12 protein-coding genes are annotated in these 16,354 nt (G+C 70.6%); 5 read left to right on the plus strand and 7 right to left on the minus strand.

The window, feature by feature from the left end:
- Positions 1-357 precede the first annotated feature (357 nt).
- On the plus strand, positions 358-3,276 hold the full coding sequence (locus tag ACIBL4_RS03785) for a glycoside hydrolase family 48 protein (RefSeq protein WP_399406156.1): 2,919 nt from the start codon (positions 358-360) through the stop codon (positions 3,274-3,276).
- A 242-nt stretch (positions 3,277-3,518) separates the two neighbouring features.
- Positions 3,519-6,167, plus strand: a complete 2,649-nt coding sequence (locus ACIBL4_RS03790; RefSeq protein WP_399406158.1) for a cellulose binding domain-containing protein — start codon at positions 3,519-3,521, stop codon at positions 6,165-6,167.
- A 49-nt stretch (positions 6,168-6,216) separates the two neighbouring features.
- Here ACIBL4_RS03790 and ACIBL4_RS03795 read toward each other — a convergent pair whose 3' ends face one another.
- From ACIBL4_RS03795 to ACIBL4_RS03805, 3 genes are all read right to left on the minus strand, one after another.
- On the minus strand, positions 6,217-8,091 hold the full coding sequence (locus ACIBL4_RS03795) for a rhamnogalacturonan lyase (RefSeq protein ID WP_399406160.1): 1,875 nt from the start codon (positions 8,089-8,091) through the stop codon (positions 6,217-6,219).
- A gap of 81 nt (positions 8,092-8,172) precedes the next feature.
- A complete protein-coding gene (locus ACIBL4_RS03800) occupies positions 8,173-8,913 on the minus strand; it encodes a class I SAM-dependent methyltransferase (protein WP_399406162.1) in 741 nt (246 codons plus the stop codon).
- Between the two features lie 4 nt (positions 8,914-8,917).
- Positions 8,918-9,223 (minus strand): 4a-hydroxytetrahydrobiopterin dehydratase, encoded by a 306-nt coding sequence (locus tag ACIBL4_RS03805; protein WP_399406164.1) that lies wholly within the window; start codon positions 9,221-9,223, stop codon positions 8,918-8,920.
- Positions 9,224-9,351: 128 nt separating this feature from the next.
- Here ACIBL4_RS03805 and ACIBL4_RS03810 point away from each other — a divergent pair, with 128 nt between their 5' ends.
- Positions 9,352-10,158 (plus strand): helix-turn-helix domain-containing protein, encoded by an 807-nt coding sequence (locus ACIBL4_RS03810; RefSeq protein WP_399406166.1) that lies wholly within the window; start codon positions 9,352-9,354, stop codon positions 10,156-10,158.
- On the opposite strand, the gene ACIBL4_RS03815 is transcribed toward ACIBL4_RS03810, so the two are convergent.
- On the minus strand, positions 10,140-10,565 hold the full coding sequence (locus ACIBL4_RS03815; protein ID WP_399406169.1) for a hypothetical protein: 426 nt from the start codon (positions 10,563-10,565) through the stop codon (positions 10,140-10,142). The two genes, ACIBL4_RS03810 and ACIBL4_RS03815, sit on opposite strands and share 19 nt — an antisense overlap.
- A 241-nt stretch (positions 10,566-10,806) precedes the next feature.
- Between ACIBL4_RS03815 and ACIBL4_RS03820 the strand changes: the two genes are divergently transcribed.
- Both ACIBL4_RS03820 and ACIBL4_RS03825 read left to right on the plus strand, forming a co-directional pair.
- On the plus strand, positions 10,807-11,670 hold the full coding sequence (locus ACIBL4_RS03820; RefSeq protein WP_399406171.1) for a helix-turn-helix domain-containing protein: 864 nt from the start codon (positions 10,807-10,809) through the stop codon (positions 11,668-11,670).
- A 120-nt stretch (positions 11,671-11,790) separates the two neighbouring features.
- Positions 11,791-12,264: a nitrate reductase molybdenum cofactor assembly chaperone gene (locus ACIBL4_RS03825; protein WP_399406173.1), complete on the plus strand. Its 474-nt coding sequence runs from the start codon at positions 11,791-11,793 to the stop codon at positions 12,262-12,264.
- Here ACIBL4_RS03825 and dnaK read toward each other — a convergent pair.
- From dnaK to ACIBL4_RS03840, 3 genes are read right to left on the minus strand one after another with little or no spacing between them, the layout of a single operon-like run.
- The gene (gene dnaK / locus ACIBL4_RS03830; RefSeq protein ID WP_399406175.1) at positions 12,261-14,126 is read right to left on the minus strand and encodes a molecular chaperone DnaK; all 1,866 of its coding nucleotides are present in this window, start codon (positions 14,124-14,126) and stop codon (positions 12,261-12,263) included. The genes ACIBL4_RS03825 and dnaK overlap by 4 nt on opposite strands.
- 60 nt (positions 14,127-14,186) lie before the next feature.
- Entirely contained in the window at positions 14,187-14,927 is a 741-nt protein-coding gene (locus ACIBL4_RS03835; RefSeq protein WP_399406177.1) for a glycerophosphodiester phosphodiesterase family protein, read from the minus strand.
- Positions 14,924-16,309 carry a hypothetical protein gene (locus ACIBL4_RS03840; RefSeq protein ID WP_399406179.1) on the minus strand — a complete coding sequence of 462 codons (1,386 nt, stop codon included), beginning with the start codon at positions 16,307-16,309 and terminating at the stop codon, positions 14,924-14,926. The genes ACIBL4_RS03835 and ACIBL4_RS03840 overlap by 4 nt, the downstream gene beginning before the upstream one ends.
- Between the last annotated feature and the right edge of the window lie 45 nt (positions 16,310-16,354).

A 16,354-nucleotide genomic window follows, 5' to 3' on the forward strand; every position in this document is an offset into this window, starting at 1 on the left:
GGCGCGCTCCGACAAGGACATGAGGAACCCGGCACCGGCACTCGCGCAGCCGGGGACGACCGCGAGGGCGGCGGCTCTAAGTACTGAACGCGAGGGGTGTCGCATGAGCGACTCCGTGCAGGTCGGGCCCGTCGTGACGGACGCGTCGACTGATGGAACCGCTCCCACTGGTGTCAAGGAAGGTAGCGGCAAGTGTCGGCAAAGAACAGGGGAGTCACTGACTTTCGCTCAACACACGGCGTCGAATCTTTTCGACTCTTCAAGGACCTTGACCGGTACCTGACCCGTCCGCACTATGGGAGCGCTCCCACTGGTTCAAGCCTTGACTTCTCCGAGCCGCAAGGAGGAACCAGCACCATGCATCCCCCACCCCGGAGGCGGAGAGCGGTGCGGCGTCTGTGGACCGCCGCGCTCGCAGCTCTCGCGCTTCCGTTGACGATGCTCTCCTCAGGGTCGACCACCGCGCAGGCGGCCGCACTTCAGTGCAGTGTCGATTACAAGACGAACGACTGGGGCTCCGGCTTCACCGCGGACCTGACCCTCACCAACCGCGGCACGGACGCCATCGACGGCTGGACGCTGACCTACGCCTACTCCGGCAACCAGAAGCTGGGCAACGGCTGGAACGGCACCTGGTCGCAGTCCGGCCAGAACATCACCGTCAAGAACGCCGCCCACAACGCGCGGGTCGCCGCGGGCGCCGCCGTCTCCACCGGCGCCCAGTTCAGCTACAGCGGCAGCAACACCGCGCCCACGTCCTTCGCGGTCAACGGCACCCCCTGCACGGGCGCGCACCAGCCGCCGATCGCCGTGCTGACCAGCCCGGCCGCCGGCGCCGTCTACACCCAGGGCCAGGCGGTCCCGCTGGCCGCCACCGCCGCCGCCGCGGACAACGCCACGATCAGCAAGGTGGAGTTCTACGACGACACCAAGCTGCTGGGCACGGACACCAGCGCGCCCTACGCGCTGTCCGTCTCAGATTTGACCGTGGGCAGTCATTCCCTGGTGGCGAAGGCCTACGACAGCATGGGCGCCTCCGCCGACTCCACCCCGGTCGGCATCACCGTCGCCTCCGGCCCCACCGTCGTCGCCTCGCCGCTTCAACTGGGAGTCCAGTCGGGCAAGTCGGGCACGTACGAGGTGAAGCTGTCCAAGCAGCCGGCGTCCAACGTGACGGTCACGTCGGCCCGCGCGAGCGGCAACTCGGGCCTGTCGGTCACCGGCGGCGCCTCGCTCACCTTCACCCCGCAGAACTGGAACACCGGCCAGAAGGTGACCGTCACTGCGGCCGACTCCGGTACCGGTTTCGCCGTGTTCGAGTCGACGGCAGCGGGTCACGCCAAGGCCTCGGTCACCGTCACGCAGCTGGCGGCGGCCAAGGCGTACGACGCCCGCTTCCTCGAGCTCTACGGGAAGATCACCAACCCGGCGAACGGCTACTTCTCCCCCGAGGGCATTCCCTACCACTCGGTCGAGACGCTGATCGTCGAGGCGCCGGACCACGGCCACGAGACCACCTCGGAGGCGTACAGCTACCTCCTGTGGCTCCAGGCCATGTACGGCAAGGTGACCGGTGACTGGTCCAAGTTCAACGGGGCGTGGGAGCTCATGGAGAAGTACATGATCCCCACACACGCCGACCAGCCCACCAACTCCTTCTACAACGCCTCCAAGCCGGCGACCTACGCGCCCGAGCTGGACACGCCGGGCGAGTACCCGGCCAAGCTCGACACCGGCGTCTCGGTGGGCCGGGACCCGATCGCGGCCGAGCTGAAGAGCGCGTACGGCACGGACGACGTCTACGGCATGCACTGGCTCCAGGACGTCGACAACGTATACGGCTACGGCAACTCGCCCGGCAAGTGCGAGGCGGGGCCGTCGGACACCGGTCCGTCGTACATCAACACCTTCCAGCGCGGCCCGCAGGAGTCGGTGTGGGAGACGGTGCCGCAGCCGACCTGTGACGCCTTCAAGTACGGCGGCAAGAACGGCTATCTGGACCTGTTCACCGGTGACGCCTCATACGCCAAGCAGTGGAAGTTCACCAACGCGCCGGACGCCGACGCGCGCGCCGTGCAGGCCGCCTACTGGGCGGACCTGTGGGCGAAGGAGCAGGGCAAGGGCGGGCAGGTCTCCGGGACGGTCGCCAAGGCGGCCAAGATGGGCGACTACCTGCGCTACTCCATGTTCGACAAGTACTTCAAGAAGATCGGCAACTGCGTCGGCCCCTCGGCCTGCCCGGCGGGCACCGGCAAGGACGCCTCGATGTACCTGATGTCCTGGTACTACGCCTGGGGCGGCGCCACCGACACCAGCGCGGGCTGGTCCTGGCGCATCGGCTCCAGCCACGCCCACGGCGGCTACCAGAACCCGCTGGCCGCGTACGCGCTGAGCAGCTACGCCCCGCTGAAGCCCAAGTCGGCGACGGGCGCGGCGGACTGGGCCAAGTCCATGGACCGGCAGCTGGAGTTCTACCGCTGGCTGCAGTCCGACGAGGGCGGCATCGCCGGCGGCGCGACCAACAGCTGGGCGGGACGGTACGCGACCCCGCCCGCCGGGAAGTCGACGTTCTACGGCATGTACTACGACGAGAAGCCGGTCTACCACGACCCGCCGTCCAACCAGTGGTTCGGCTTCCAGGCGTGGTCCATGGAGCGGGTCGCCGAGCTGTACCAGCAGACGGGGAACGCGCAGGCCAAGACGGTCCTCGACAAGTGGGTCGACTGGGCGCTGTCCAAGACCACGTTCAACCCGGACGGCACGTTCCGCATCCCGTCGACGCTCCAGTGGTCGGGCCAGCCCGACACCTGGAACGCCTCCAGCCCCGGCTCCAACAGCGGGCTGCACGTCACCGTCGCCGACTACACCAACGACGTCGGTGTGGCGGCCTCGTACGCCAAGACCCTGACGTACTACGCCGACCGCTCCGGTGACACGGAGGCCGCGGCGGCGGCGAAGAAGCTGCTGGACGGTATGTGGGCGAACCACCAGGACGACATCGGGGTCGCCGTCCCGGAGAACCGAGCGGACTACAACCGGTTCGACGACTCGGTGTCCATCCCGAGTGGCTGGACGGGCACGATGCCGAACGGTGACGCGATCAACTCGTCGTCGACGTTCGACTCGATCCGGTCCTTCTACGAGGACGACCCGGCCTGGTCGAAGATCGAGAGTTATCTCGCGGGCGGTGCGGTGCCGTCGTTCACGTATCACCGGTTCTGGGCTCAGGCGGATATCGCGCTGGCCATGGGCTCGTACGCGGAGCTTCTCGAATAGTCCCCGCCGGGCGCTCCGCGGGTTCGGCGGTTGCAATCTGCGGGCCGGTGTGTGGCTGGTCGCGCACACGCGGCGGAGCCGCAAATCGAATGCAGCCCCGCGCCCCTGAAAAGACGGTGCGTCCGAAGCTCCGCGTTCGTGGTCCCGTCACCTGACGACGGGGCCGACCGGCCGGGCGGTCCCCACCCGCACTGGGGGCCGCCCGGCTCTCGCACGTTCCCCCTCACGGAAGGACCCCCACCGTGCGAAGAACCCGCATCCTCACTGCCGTGCTCGCGCTGGCGGCCGGGCTGTTGTCGGGCGCTCCCGCCGCCCTGGCCGCTGATCCGCCGTCGGTGAAGATCGCTGCCGATAGCTACTCCTGGAAGAACGCGCGGATCGACGGGGGCGGATTTGTCCCCGGGATCGTCTTCAATCGCAGTGAGAAGAACCTCGCCTACGCCCGGACCGACATCGGCGGTGCCTACCGGTGGCAGGAGGCGTCGAAGACCTGGACGCCGCTGCTGGACTCCGTGGGCTGGGACGACTGGGGGCACACGGGGGTCGTCAGTATCGCCTCCGACTCCGTCGACCCGGACAAGGTGTACGCGGCGGTCGGTACGTACACCAACAGCTGGGATCCGAAGAACGGTGCGGTCATGCGCTCCACCAACCGGGGAGCGAGCTGGCAGAAGGCCAATCTGCCGTTCAAGCTGGGCGGCAACATGCCGGGGCGGGGCATGGGCGAGCGGCTGGCCGTCGACCCGAACCGGAACAGCGTGCTGTACCTGGGCGCGCCCAGCGGCAAGGGGCTGTGGCGGTCGACGGACTCGGGCGTGACCTGGTCGCAGGTGGCGAACTTCCCCAACGTCGGCAACTACGCCCAGGACCCGAGCGACACGAGCGGTTACGCCTCCGACAACCAGGGCATCGTCTGGGTCACCTTCGACGAGTCCACGGGCACGTCGGGCAGTGCCACGAAGACGATCTACGTGGGGGTCGCCGACAAGGACAACGCGGTGTACCGCTCGACGGACGCGGGCGCGAGCTGGCAGCGGCTGGCCGGGCAGCCCACCGGCCACCTCGCCCACAAGGGAGTCCTGGACGCGAAGAACGGCTATCTGTACCTCGCCTACAGCGACAAGGGCGGACCGTACGACGGCGGCAAGGGACAGCTGTGGCGGTACGCGACCGGGACCGGGACCTGGAAGGACATCAGCCCGGTGGCGGAGGCCGACACGTTCTACGGCTTCAGCGGGCTAACGGTGGACCGGCAGAAGCCGGGCACGGTGATGGCGACCGCGTACAGCGCCTGGTGGCCGGACACGCAGATCTTCCGCTCCACGGACAGCGGCGCGACCTGGACCAAGGCGTGGGACTACACGTCGTACCCGAACCGCGAGAACCGCTACACGATGGACGTCTCCTCCTCGCCGTGGCTGACGTGGGGCGCCAACCCGCAGCCGCCCGAGCAGACCCCGAAGCTGGGGTGGATGACGGAGGCCCTGGAGATCGACCCGTTCAACTCGAACCGCATGATGTACGGGACGGGCGCGACGATCTACGGCACCGAGAACCTCACCAACTGGGACAGCGGAAGCAAGTTCGCCGTCAAGCCGATGGTGCAGGGACTGGAGGAGACGGCGGTCAACGACCTGGCGTCACCGCCGTCGGGCGCGCCGCTGCTGAGCGCGCTGGGTGACATCGGCGGCTTCCGGCACACGGATCTGACGAAGGTCCCGCCGATGATGTTCACCCAGCCGAACTTCACGACGACCACGAGCCTGGACTTCGCCGAGTCGAACCCGAACACGGTCGTCCGGGTCGGCAACCTCGACTCTGGTCCGCACATCTCGTTCTCGACGGACAACGGCGCCAACTGGTTCGCGGGGACCGACCCCTCGGGCGTGAGCGGCGGCGGCACGGTCGCGGCGGCGGCCGACGGCAGCCGGTTCGTGTGGAGCCCCGAGGGCGCCGGCGTACACCACGCGACGGGCTTCGGCACCTCGTGGCAGGCGTCCGGCGGGATCCCCTCCGGGGCGATCGTCGAGTCGGACCGCGTCGACCCGAAGACCTTCTACGGCTTCAAGTCGGGGAAGTTCTACGTCAGTACGGACGGCGGGGCGACGTTCAAGGAGTCACCGGCGACGGGCCTGCCCGGCGGTGACAGTGTCCGCTTCAAGGCGCTGCCCGGCGGGAAGGGCGACGTGTGGCTGGCGGGCGGCGCGAGCGACGGGGCGTACGGTCTGTGGCACTCGACGGACGGCGGCACGAGCTTCACGAAGCTGCCGAACGTCGAACAGGCCGACACCATCGGCTTCGGCAAGGCGGCCCCCGGCGCCTCCTACCAGACGCTCTACACCAGCGCGAAGATCGGCGGCGTGCGCGGCGTCTTCCGCTCCACGGACAAGGGCGCGACCTGGACCCGCATCAACGACGACGTCCACCAGTGGGGCTGGACGGGCGCGGCCATCACCGGTGACCCGAGGGTGTACGGCCGGGTGTACGTGTCGACGAACGGCCGTGGCGTCATCTACGGGGACAGCTCCGACGGCGGCACCACGGGCCCCGGGCCCGGCCCCGAGCCGGCCGGTGCCTGCAAGGTGACGTACAAGGTCACGAGCCAGTGGTCGGGCGGCTTCCAGGCGGACGTACAGCTCACCAACACTGGTGCCGGAGCCTGGAACGGCTGGTCGCTCGGCTGGTCCTTCGCCGACGGCCAGAAGCTGACCCAGGCGTGGAACGCCGAGGCCGCGCAGTCGGGTTCGGCGGTGACGGCGAGGAACGTCGGCTGGAACGGCAACGTGGCGGCGGGCTCGTCCGTGAGCTTCGGCTTCACGGCCAACTCGTCGGGGACGAACACGAAACCGACGGCGTTCAAGCTGGGTGACCAGAGCTGCACGGTGGCCTGACCGTGCTGGTGAGGGCGTATGCCGGAGACGGCATACGCCCTCGGCTTTCTCAGGGGGTGTAGACCGTCGGCCTGGGAGCCGTCGGCATGTTGTTGCCGATGAAGAAGCTCGGGTGCGGAGGCTGGTTGTAGGCCGTGTTCTGCCAGGCCAGGGCCGTGCGGTACTGCGTGTCGTGGAGCAGGGTCGTGATCTTCGTGCTGGTCTCGTGCGGGGTCGAGTAGATGCGCAGCGCGGTGTTGTCGCTGGTGCGCCAGACGACCTCCTCGCGCCAGTCGCCGAGGATGTCACCGGAGATCGCCGGTGTGGACTTCGTGCCGTTGTTGGAGGAGACGCCGGATCCGGTCAGCAGGCGAGTGTCGCCGGAGGTGCCGTACTTGTCTATGCGGGTGCCGTCGAGGAGTTCGCGGACCGGGTCGCCGTCCCACCAGGAGAGGAAGTTGATACTGGACGGTTCCCGCCCGAGCGAGGCGCCGGTGGCCGAGCGCAGGGTCGTGTCGGCGGCTGACCAGGCCTCGGCGCCCGCGCTGCCGGCGTAGATGTCGGCGGCGACACCGCGGCCGTTGTCGGACCCGGAGGCCGTCTGCCACAGGACCTGGCCGGTGCGCGCGTCGGCCATCCAGGAGCCGGGCTTGCTTTTGTCCTCGGAGACCTTGAAGTACTCCAGACCCGCGCGGGAGGGGTTGAGGTCCCCGACGTGTCCGGCGTCGCCGTGGCCCAGCCTGGTCGTCCACAGCCCGTTGCCGTTGTCGTCGACCGTCATGGCGCCGTAGACGATCTCGTCCTTGCCGTCGGCGTCGACGTCCGCGACGGACAGGCTGTGGTTGCCCTGACCGTCGTAGCCCTTGCCGCTGTTGGTCGAGGAGCTGGTGTCGAAGGTCCAGCGGCGGGTGAAGGAGCCGTTCCGCCAGTCCCAGGCCGCGATGACGGTACGCGTGTAGTAGCCCCGGGCCATGATCAGCGACGGGCGGGAGCCGTCCAGGTAGGCCGTACCCGCCAGGAAACGGTCCACGCGGTTGCCGTAGTTGTCGCCCCAGGAGGAGACGGTGCCGCGGCCGGGGACGTAGTCGACGCTCTGCATCGCCTTGCCCGTCTGGCCGTTGAACATCGTCAGGAACTCGGGTCCGGAGAGCACATAGCCGCTGGAGTTGCGGTGGTCGGCCGAGGAGGAGCCGATGACCGCGCCGGTGCCGTCCCGGGTGCCGTCGGCCGTCTTCATGGCGACCTCGGCCTTGCCGTCGCCGTCGTAGTCGTACACCTGGAACTGCGTGTAGTGCGCGCCCGAGCGGATGTTGCGCCCCAGGTCGATACGCCACAGCCGGGTGCCGTCCAGCTTGATGCCGTCGACGATGGTGTTGCCGGTGTAGCCGGACTGGGAGTTGTCCTTGGCGTTGGTCGGCTGCCACTTCAGGACGATGTCCAGGCCGCCGTCGCCGTCCAGGTCACCCAGGGAGGCGTCGTTGGCCTCGTAGGTGTACGTCGAGTTCCCCGGGGCGGTGCCGCCCGCGGGCGGGGAGATCGGGATGTCCTTGTAGCCGGTGCGGAACTGGATCGCCTGCACCGAGTCGCCCTGCTCCACGCCGTTCACGATCGCGCGGACGGTGTAGTCGGCGTGCGAGGGGGCGCCGGAGTGGAAGTAGTTCGTGGAGCCGGTGATCGGGGTCGCGTTGACCTTCGTACCGGCCCGGTACACGTTGAACGACACGTCGTTCGGGTCGGTGCCCAGCCAGCGCCAGCTGACCAGGTTGCCGCTGCCGGTGTGGACGCTGACCACGCCGCGGTCCAGCTTCTCGACCTGCCGGGCGGTGGCCGCCTCGGCCGTGTCACCGGTGGCGAACGTGGTCAGGCCGGCGCCGGTGAGCGCCGCCGTGACGGCGGCGACGGGCAGGAGCAGGCGGCGTCTGCGGTGCCTGTGCGGGTGCTTCACGGGACGGACCTCCTGAAAGGACGGGCGGGTTCCGCCTCTCAGTCGCCGCCGGGGGCGCGGGAGTTGCCGTACTCGAGCCCCTCACGGCTTCCGGAACGCCCGGAGCGTGAAGTACGGGTCGGGGCGGGGTCTGTCCTGGTCGGGGAGTTCCGCCAGACGGGTGGCGAAGCCGTCGGCGAGCGGGTGGCCGGGCGGCAGGGTGACGAACCAGCCTCTGCGCAGGTCGGCGACCGTGCGGCGCGGGCTGCGGCCCTGACCGTGGCCGCGGAAGCGGGCCTGTCCGGCCGGGACCAGGCCGTGCGCGGCGGCGTAGGCCTCGACGTCCGCCGCCGCGTCCCGGACCGGGCTGGGCGGACGGGAGGACATGACGACATCGATGTCACTGCCCACGTTGTGGGAGGCGGCCTTGTCGACCGTGGTGACGTAGACGCCGTCGCGCCGCAGCACCCGCGCGCACTCGCCGATGACGGTCCGGACGTCGGCGGGCCCGGCGGCCAGGTGCAGCAGCCACACGCTGCACACGGCGTCGAACTCACCGTCTCGGAAGGGCAGCCGGCGGCTGTCGGCGAGCACCACGGCACCCGGCAGCCGGGCGGTGGCCTGCCGGGCCATCGCCGGGGAGAGGTCCACGCCGGTCACCCGCATGCCCTCGCGCGCGGCCGCGAGCCGACGGGTCACGATGCCGGTGCCGCAGGCGACGTCGAGCAGGCTTCGCGCGTCCGGCGGCACGAGGCTCAGGACCGCGTTCGCGGCGGCGGCCGCCCTGGGCTCACCGCCGCGCGAGGCGTCGTACCGCTCCGCTTCCTTGTCGTAGTCGAGCACCCGGTCAGCGTGCCCCGTGCCCGGGGGCCAGGTCCTCCACCCTGCGGGCGAGCTCGACGTCCTTCTCCGTGACGGCGCCGCCCGCACTGTGCGTGTGGACGGCCAGGGACACCGTGTTGTAGCCGAGCGTGAGGTCGGAGTGGTGGTCGAGCTCCTCCTGGACCTGGGCGATGTGCACGACCATCGCCGTCGCCGCGAAGTGCGAGCCGAGCCGGTAGGAGCGGGTGAGGCGGTCCCCGTCGAGCGACCAGCCCGGCAGTTCGGCCAGCCGGTCCTCGACCTCCTTCTGCGACAGCGGTTCGACGGGCATGGGCAGCGCTCCTTCCCTGACACGGGCGTCCTCTTCTCCCTTCTCAGCCTGCCACAGCGGAAGGTCAGGGGCCCTGGTCACAGCGGCGTGCCTGTCCGGCGCGACCGGTTCTCGACTACGGTCCCGGCATGACCACTCATCCGTCCACCACCGACCAGGGCGTGGGGCCGCTGCTGCGGGCCTGGCGGGAACAGCGCCGGGTCAGCCAGCTGGAGCTGGCGCTGCGCGCGGACTCCTCGGCACGGCACATCAGCTTCATCGAGACGGGCCGCTCCCGGCCCAGCGAGGAGATGGTGCTGCGGCTGGCCGAGCACCTGGACGTCCCCATGCGGGAGCGCAACGCACTGCTGCTGGCGGCCGGTTACGCCCCGCGCTACCCCGAGACGCCGCTGGACGACCCGGCGCTGGGCGCACTGCGCGAGGGCATCGAACGGCTGATCGGGGGCTACGAGCCGTATCCGGCGCTGGTCGTGGACGCGGTGTACGACGTCGTGGCGGCCAACCGGGGGATCATGGCGCTGGTCGACGGCGTGGACGAGTCGCTGCTCGAACCGCCGCTGAACGCGATGCGGCTGGCCCTGCACCCGCGGGGCCTGGCGCCGCGCATCCGCAACCTGCGCGCCTGGCGCGGGCACCTGCTGGAGCAGATGGAGCGGCAGATCGCGCTGCACCGCTCCGAGCCGCTGCGGGCGCTGTACGAGGAGGTGGCGGCGTATCCGGTGCCCGACGCGGATCCGGCGGAGGAGCCGGCGGAGCCGGTGCCGTACTTCGCGCTGCCGCTGCGGATCGAGCACGAGGGGCGGACGCTGTCGTTCATCTCCTCGATCTCCACGTTCAACACCCCGATGGACGTGACCGTCGCCGAGCTGGCCATCGAGACGCTGCTCCCTGCGGACCCGGCGACGGTCAAGTACCTTCAGTCGCTCATGTCCTGACGGACCCTCAGCGCCGTGTACTGGAGGGCGGCGAACGCGGCCACGACCAGCGACTGGAGCACCGTCCACACGGCGCCCGCCGTGCTCGGCGTGAGCCACAGCGCCAGGGCCACGAGGCTCACCGCCGTCCAGGCGAGGTTGGCCTCCACGACGGCCCGCACGCCGAGCGCCGGAGGCTGCCGGCGGGAGGCCAGCAGGCCCACGCCCGCCGCGTAGGCGGTGAGGAACGCGCCCAGGGCGAGCAGCAGCGTGGAGTCCACGCCGAGGAAACGGCCGAGCGGGCCGGAGAACGCGAGGTAGGCGAGCGCGTTGGTGCCGGTCACCGCCGCGTCCAGGGCGAGGAAGCGGCGCAGCATCGACTGCGGCGCGCTGGTCCGGGCGAGCGTGGCGAGCGGGGTCGCGGACATGGTGCATCACTCTCCGTCGGGTCGTGGTGCGGCAGCGGGTACCGGGTCCCGGGCCGGAGTGCGCCGGCCCGGGACCCGGTGCGTTCACGATCCCGTCCCGGGCGCGCCCGGTCGATTACCCCCGGGGTAATGCCGCGGCGACCGGTCCGTTTCCCGCGATCTTCTCGCCCGCGACCCTGTGAGACTGCCGTCGGAACGTGACAGACTGATCACAGGCTGGGGCAGGTTGGGGAGGCGTGGCGTGAGTGAACGGCGGGCCGCACCGACCGTGGGCCAGGTGGTGCTGGGCAAGAGGCTGCAGGAGCTGCGCGAGGCCGCGGGCCTCAGTCGTGACGAGGCCGCCCGGGTGCTGCGCGTCGCCCCCGCGACGGTCCGGCGGATGGAGACCGCCGACGTCGCGCTCAAGATCCCCTACGTGCAGATCCTGCTGACGGCGTACGGTGTCGCCGAGGACGAGGTGACCGCGTTCGTCGAGCTCGCCGAGGAGGCGAACCGGCCGGGCTGGTGGCAGCGGTTCCACGACGTGCTGCCGGAGTGGTTCAGCCTGTACGTGAGCCTGGAGGGCGCCGCCCGGATCATCCGGTCCTACGAGCCGCACTTCGTGCCGGGGCTGCTGCAGACCGAGGGGTACGCGCGTGCGGTGCTGCAGGCCGGCACCATCGGGAACTCCGGGCCGCAGGCCGTGGAGCGGCACGTCTCGCTGCGCATGGAGCGGCAGCGGCTGCTGGATCGCCCGAACCCGCCGCACCTGTGGGTGATCATGGACGAGACGGTGCTGCGGCGGCCGGTGAGCGTCGACGGCCAGGTGATGCGGGACCAGCTGGACAAGCTGCTGGAGTACGCCGAGCGGGACCGCGTCACGCTCCAGATCGCCGAGTTCAAGGACGGCCCGCACCCGGGCACGTACGCGCCGTTCTCCCTGTTCCGCTTCGCGGAGCCCGAACTGCCCGACATGGTCTTCACCGAGTACCTGACCGGCGCGCTGTACCTCGACTCCCGCAAGGAGGTCTCCGCGCACCTGGAGGTCCTCGACCACATGACCGCGGGCGCGGCCTCGACACAGCGCACCGAGATGCTGCTGCGGGAGTACCGCGAGACCTACTGAGCGAGGCCCCTCGCGCGCGGGCCGTGACCCGTACGGGCGCCGCCGACGGGTGCGCTCCCCCGCCCGCCCCTAGCGTCGTCTGCACGGGGCGGGGCAGAGAGCGCACGGCAAGGAGGTCAGATGCCCGGCTTCGAGCTGCTGTACCAGGCGGCCGCGCTGTGCCTGACGTATCCCGGCGACGAGTTCCGCGCCCGGCTGCCGCTGCTGCGCGAAGCCGCCCCGCAGCTGAGGGAGTTCGCCGATCACGCGGCCGTCACCGAGCCGCGGGAGCTGGCCGCCCACTACCTCCAGGTCTTCGAGAGCGCGGACGGCCACAGCCTGTACCTGAGCCGCTGGCGCGGGATCTCACCGGCCCGCTTCCAGGAGCTGTACAGCTCCCACGGACTGGAGCTCACCGGTGAGGAGCTGCCCGACTTCCTGCCCGCCGTACTGGAGTTCACGGCACGTACCGGCGACACCGTCCTGCTCACGGAGCACCGGGCCGGACTGGAGCGGCTCCGCTCCGGACTGGCCGACTCCGGCACTCCGTACGCGTCCGTCGTCGACGCCGTGTACGCGACGCTGCCGCCCGCGGAGAACCCGGCCGAAAGTTAGGCCGCGCCGCCCTTCCGGTCTCCCTGGTCCTTTTCCTCGTCCACGATCTCCGCGTCGACGACGCCCTCCTCGTCCCGCGGGGTTTCGGAGGGCTCCTCGGGGGGTGTCTGCTGGGCCTGCGCGTACATCGCCTGGCCCAGCTGCTGGCTGACCGAGGCGAGCTTCTCGACGCCGGCGCGCAGGGCGGCGGTGTCCGCCTGCCGCTCCAGTTGTTCCTTCACTTCGGTGATGGCGGACTCGACCTCGGTCTTCGTTTCCGCGGGGATCTTGTCGCCGTTGTCGCGGAGGAACTTCTCGGTCTGGTAGACGAGTTGCTCGGCCTGGTTGCGGGTCTCGGCGGCCTCGCGGCGTTTGCGGTCCTCCTCCGCGTACTGCTCGGCCTCGCGCATCATGCGGTCGATGTCCTCCTTGGGCAGGGCCGAGCCGCCGGTGACGGTCATCTTCTGCTCGCGGCCGGTCGCCAGGTCCTTGGCGGAGACGTGCATGATGCCGTTGGCGTCGATGTCGAAGGCCACCTCGATCTGCGGCACGCCGCGCGGCGCCGGCGGCAGTCCCGTCAGATCGAAGACGCCGAGCTTCTTGTTGTACGCGGCGATCTCCCGTTCGCCCTGGTAGACCTGGATGCCGACCGAGGGCTGGTTGTCGGCGGCGGTGGTGAAGATCTCCGAACGCCGGGTGGGGATCGTCGTGTTGCGTTCGATGAGCTTCGTCATGATGCCGCCCTTGGTCTCGATGCCCAGGGACAGCGGGGTGACGTCGAGCAGCAGCACGTCCTTGACGTCGCCGCGGAGGACCCCCGCCTGGAGCGCGGCTCCCACGGCCACGACCTCGTCGGGGTTGACGCCCTTGTGCGGTTCCTTTCCGGTGAGTTCCTTGACGAGGTCGGTCACGGCGGGCATCCGGGTCGAGCCGCCGACCAGGATCACGTGGTCGATCGCCGAGAGCTTCACCCCGGCGTCCTTGACCGCCTGGTGGAAGGGCGCCTTGCAGCGGTCGAGCAGGTCGGCGGTGAGCTCCTGGAACTGCGCCCGGGTCAGCTTCTCGTCGAGGTGCAGCGGCCCCTCGGACGAGGCCGTGATGTAGGGCAGGTTGATCGTCGTCTCGGTGGAGCTGGACAGCTCGATCTTGGCCTTCTCGGCGCCCTCGCGCAGCCGCTGCACGGCCATCCTGTCGCCCGCGAGGTCGACGCCGTACTGGCCCTTGAAGCGCTTGACCAGGTACTCGACGATCCGCTGGTCCCAGTCGTCGCCGCCGAGGTGGGTGTCGCCGTTGGTGGCCTTCACCTCGATGACGCCCTCGCCCATCTCCAGCAGCGACACGTCGAAGGTGCCGCCGCCGAGGTCGAAGACCAGGACCGTCTGGTCGTTCTCCTTGTCCAGGCCGTAGGCGAGGGCGGCGGCCGTCGGCTCGTTGATGATCCGCAGCACCTTCAGGCCCGCGATCTCCCCGGCCTCCTTCGTGGCCTGCCGCTGGGAGTCGTCGAAGTACGCCGGGACGGTGATCACCGCGTCGGTGACGTCCTCGCCGAGGTAGGACTCCGCGTCCCGCTTCAGCTTCTGCAGCACCCGCGCGGACAGCTCCTGCGCCCGGTAGCGGGTGCCGTCGATGTCGCCGTGGTCGGGGAAGCGCCAGTGCGCGTCACCCATGTGGCGCTTGACCGAACGCGCGGTGCGGTCCACGTTCGTCACGGCCTGCCGCTTGGCCACCTCCCCGACCAGCACCTCGCCGTTCTTGGCGAAAGCCACGACCGAGGGTGTGGTCCTGGCCCCCTCCGCGTTGGCGATGACGGTGGGCTCGCCGCCTTCCAGCACGGCGACCACCGAGTTCGTGGTTCCCAGGTCGATCCCGACCGCACGTCCCATCGCTGTCCCCTTCCGCCAGGGCGCTCTCACAATCCAGCACAAAACCTGAGTGCGCTGTTGTCAATGGCGCGAGGGGGTGACCGGCCCGCGGAGCGCCACGGCCCGCCGGGGCCGGTCGGTGACGAGCACGTCCACACGCGGGTGGGCGAGGAAGGCCCGCATCAGGGTGTCGTCGTTGACCGTCCACACCATGGTGAACAGGCCGCGGCGGGTCGCCTCGCGCAGCACGGTGGTCCTGGCCAGCCGCTGATGCACGGCGACGCCATCGGCCCCGCACGCCCGGATGCGGCGGGCCGGGAACAGCTCGCTCAGCCGGGTCCCGGGCAGCCGGGCCAGGGCCAGCTCCTTGCGGTCGCGCCCCAGGGACAGCGCGGTGCGCACCCCGGGGAAGGCCTGCGCGACGGCGGCCACGGAGCAGTCCTCCAGCGACGTCACGACGAGCCCGTCCACGCCGAGCAGGGCCACCGCCCGGTCGATCACCTCCCGCTCGTAGCCGGTCTCCTTCAGGTCCAGGTGCGCCACGAGCCTCCCTGCGATCAGCGCCATGACCTCGTCCACCACGGGCACCTCGTAGCCGGCCCGCTCGCTCAGCTCGGCATGCGTGAGCGCGGCCAGCGGCGGCCCGGCGGGCCCGACCCGGGGGTCGTGGTAGACGACGAGGACGCCGTCCCTCGTGCGGCGGATGTCGAACTCGGCGTACTCCGCGCCGGACTCCAGCGCGTCCTCGTACGCCTCCCAGGTGGCGGGTCCGGCGCGCTCGGAGCCGCCCCGGTGGGCGGAGACGGCGGGGCGTGGCGTCATGGTCGTCGGCTCCCGGAGGGCGTGCGGGGAGGCGGGACGGGTACGGCGTCGTCGTCGGAGGCCGGCAGCAGCGAGCCGGAGCGGGTGCTGATCCGTCTGAGCAGGACGTAGCCGATCAGGACCAGGAGCACGAAGGGGAGCCAGGCCAGCGCGTAGGCCGGGGCGTAGGCGCGCAGGTCGAGGATGGAGCGGTGTTCGTCGACGTTCGTGCCGTTCACGCCGAAGAAGGCCAGCAGCAGGGTGGGCGGCAGGGCGATCAGCGTGGCGGCGGCGACCAGTCCGGAGACGGTACGGTCCCGGCGGTCGTCGCGCTCGGCGAGCTCGGCGTCCAGGGCGGCGGAGCGGGCGCTGATCACCGAGGTGAGGCGCTCGACCATGCGGGCCGAGTTCTCCAGGCTGTCGCGGATGCCGAGCGCGTCGCGCAGCGAGGACTGGAACGCCTCCATGACCATCTCGGGGATCAGCAGGCTGTCGACGTAGGCCTCGACGCCGAAGGCCAGGTCCAGCTGGAGTTCGTTGACGCCCGCGGAGAGGCGGGAGATCAGGGAGCGGATCTCGGTGGGCGAGTCGGTCAGGGCCTGCTCGTTGGCCTTCATCGTCGCGAAGGCGGCGAGCCGGGTGCGCTGGAGCGCGGCCAGGGCGGAGATCATGCCGATCGCGACGAGCATCAGGCCGTTCTCGACGTGCGGGGCCCAGCCGGCCTGGACGGAGACGCCCCGGCCGAGGGCGGACAGGGTGACGCCGTGGTTCCTGAGGTGCGGCGCCAGGCTCGCGTCGTAGGGCGTGGCGGGGTTCCAGGGCATCCGGCCGCGGTAGACGATCTCGTTCAGCAGGATCGCCTTGCGGGCCTCGTCGGCGCTGAGCAGCTCGCGCTGTAACCGGCCGCCGGGGAAGACCAGTTGGTGCACGTTCTGGCCGAGGGCGAGCGGCCGGCCGCCGAGCTGTCCCGTCAGGGCCTGCAGGAGCGGACGGTCGTCGAGTTCGATCCGCTCCCGGTCGAAGCAGGTGGTGGCCAGCCAGGCGGCGAGGTCGCCGGCCGTGGTCTCGCCCGCGAAGGCGCAGTCCGCGACGAGGGTGGCGTCGCCGCGCGGGGTGGTGACGACGAGGATCCGCAGGGACGCGAGGCCCAGGCCGTGGTCGCCGTGCGGCAGCCGCAGCCGGCGTGGCGCGACCTGTTCGTCCAGCACCGGGACGGGCAGGACGTCCTGGCTGGTCATCAGGTGGGAGGCGAAGCGGCCGAAGTCGTAGCGGTCGACGAGGGCGCCCAGGGGTGTGTCTTGGGGGCGGAGCCGGCCGGAGAGGCTGAACAGGAGCAGGACGCGGGTCCGGTCACGGGTGGCGGAGTCGAGCGCCGTCGCGCTGGTGGACGTTCCCGGCAGCATCGCTTTCCTTCCGGACCGTCGGCGGCAGAGCGTCTGGTTCATACC

Source organism: Streptomyces sp. NPDC050416 (assembly GCF_044458845.1).
Classification (GTDB): domain Bacteria; phylum Actinomycetota; class Actinomycetes; order Streptomycetales; family Streptomycetaceae; genus Streptomyces.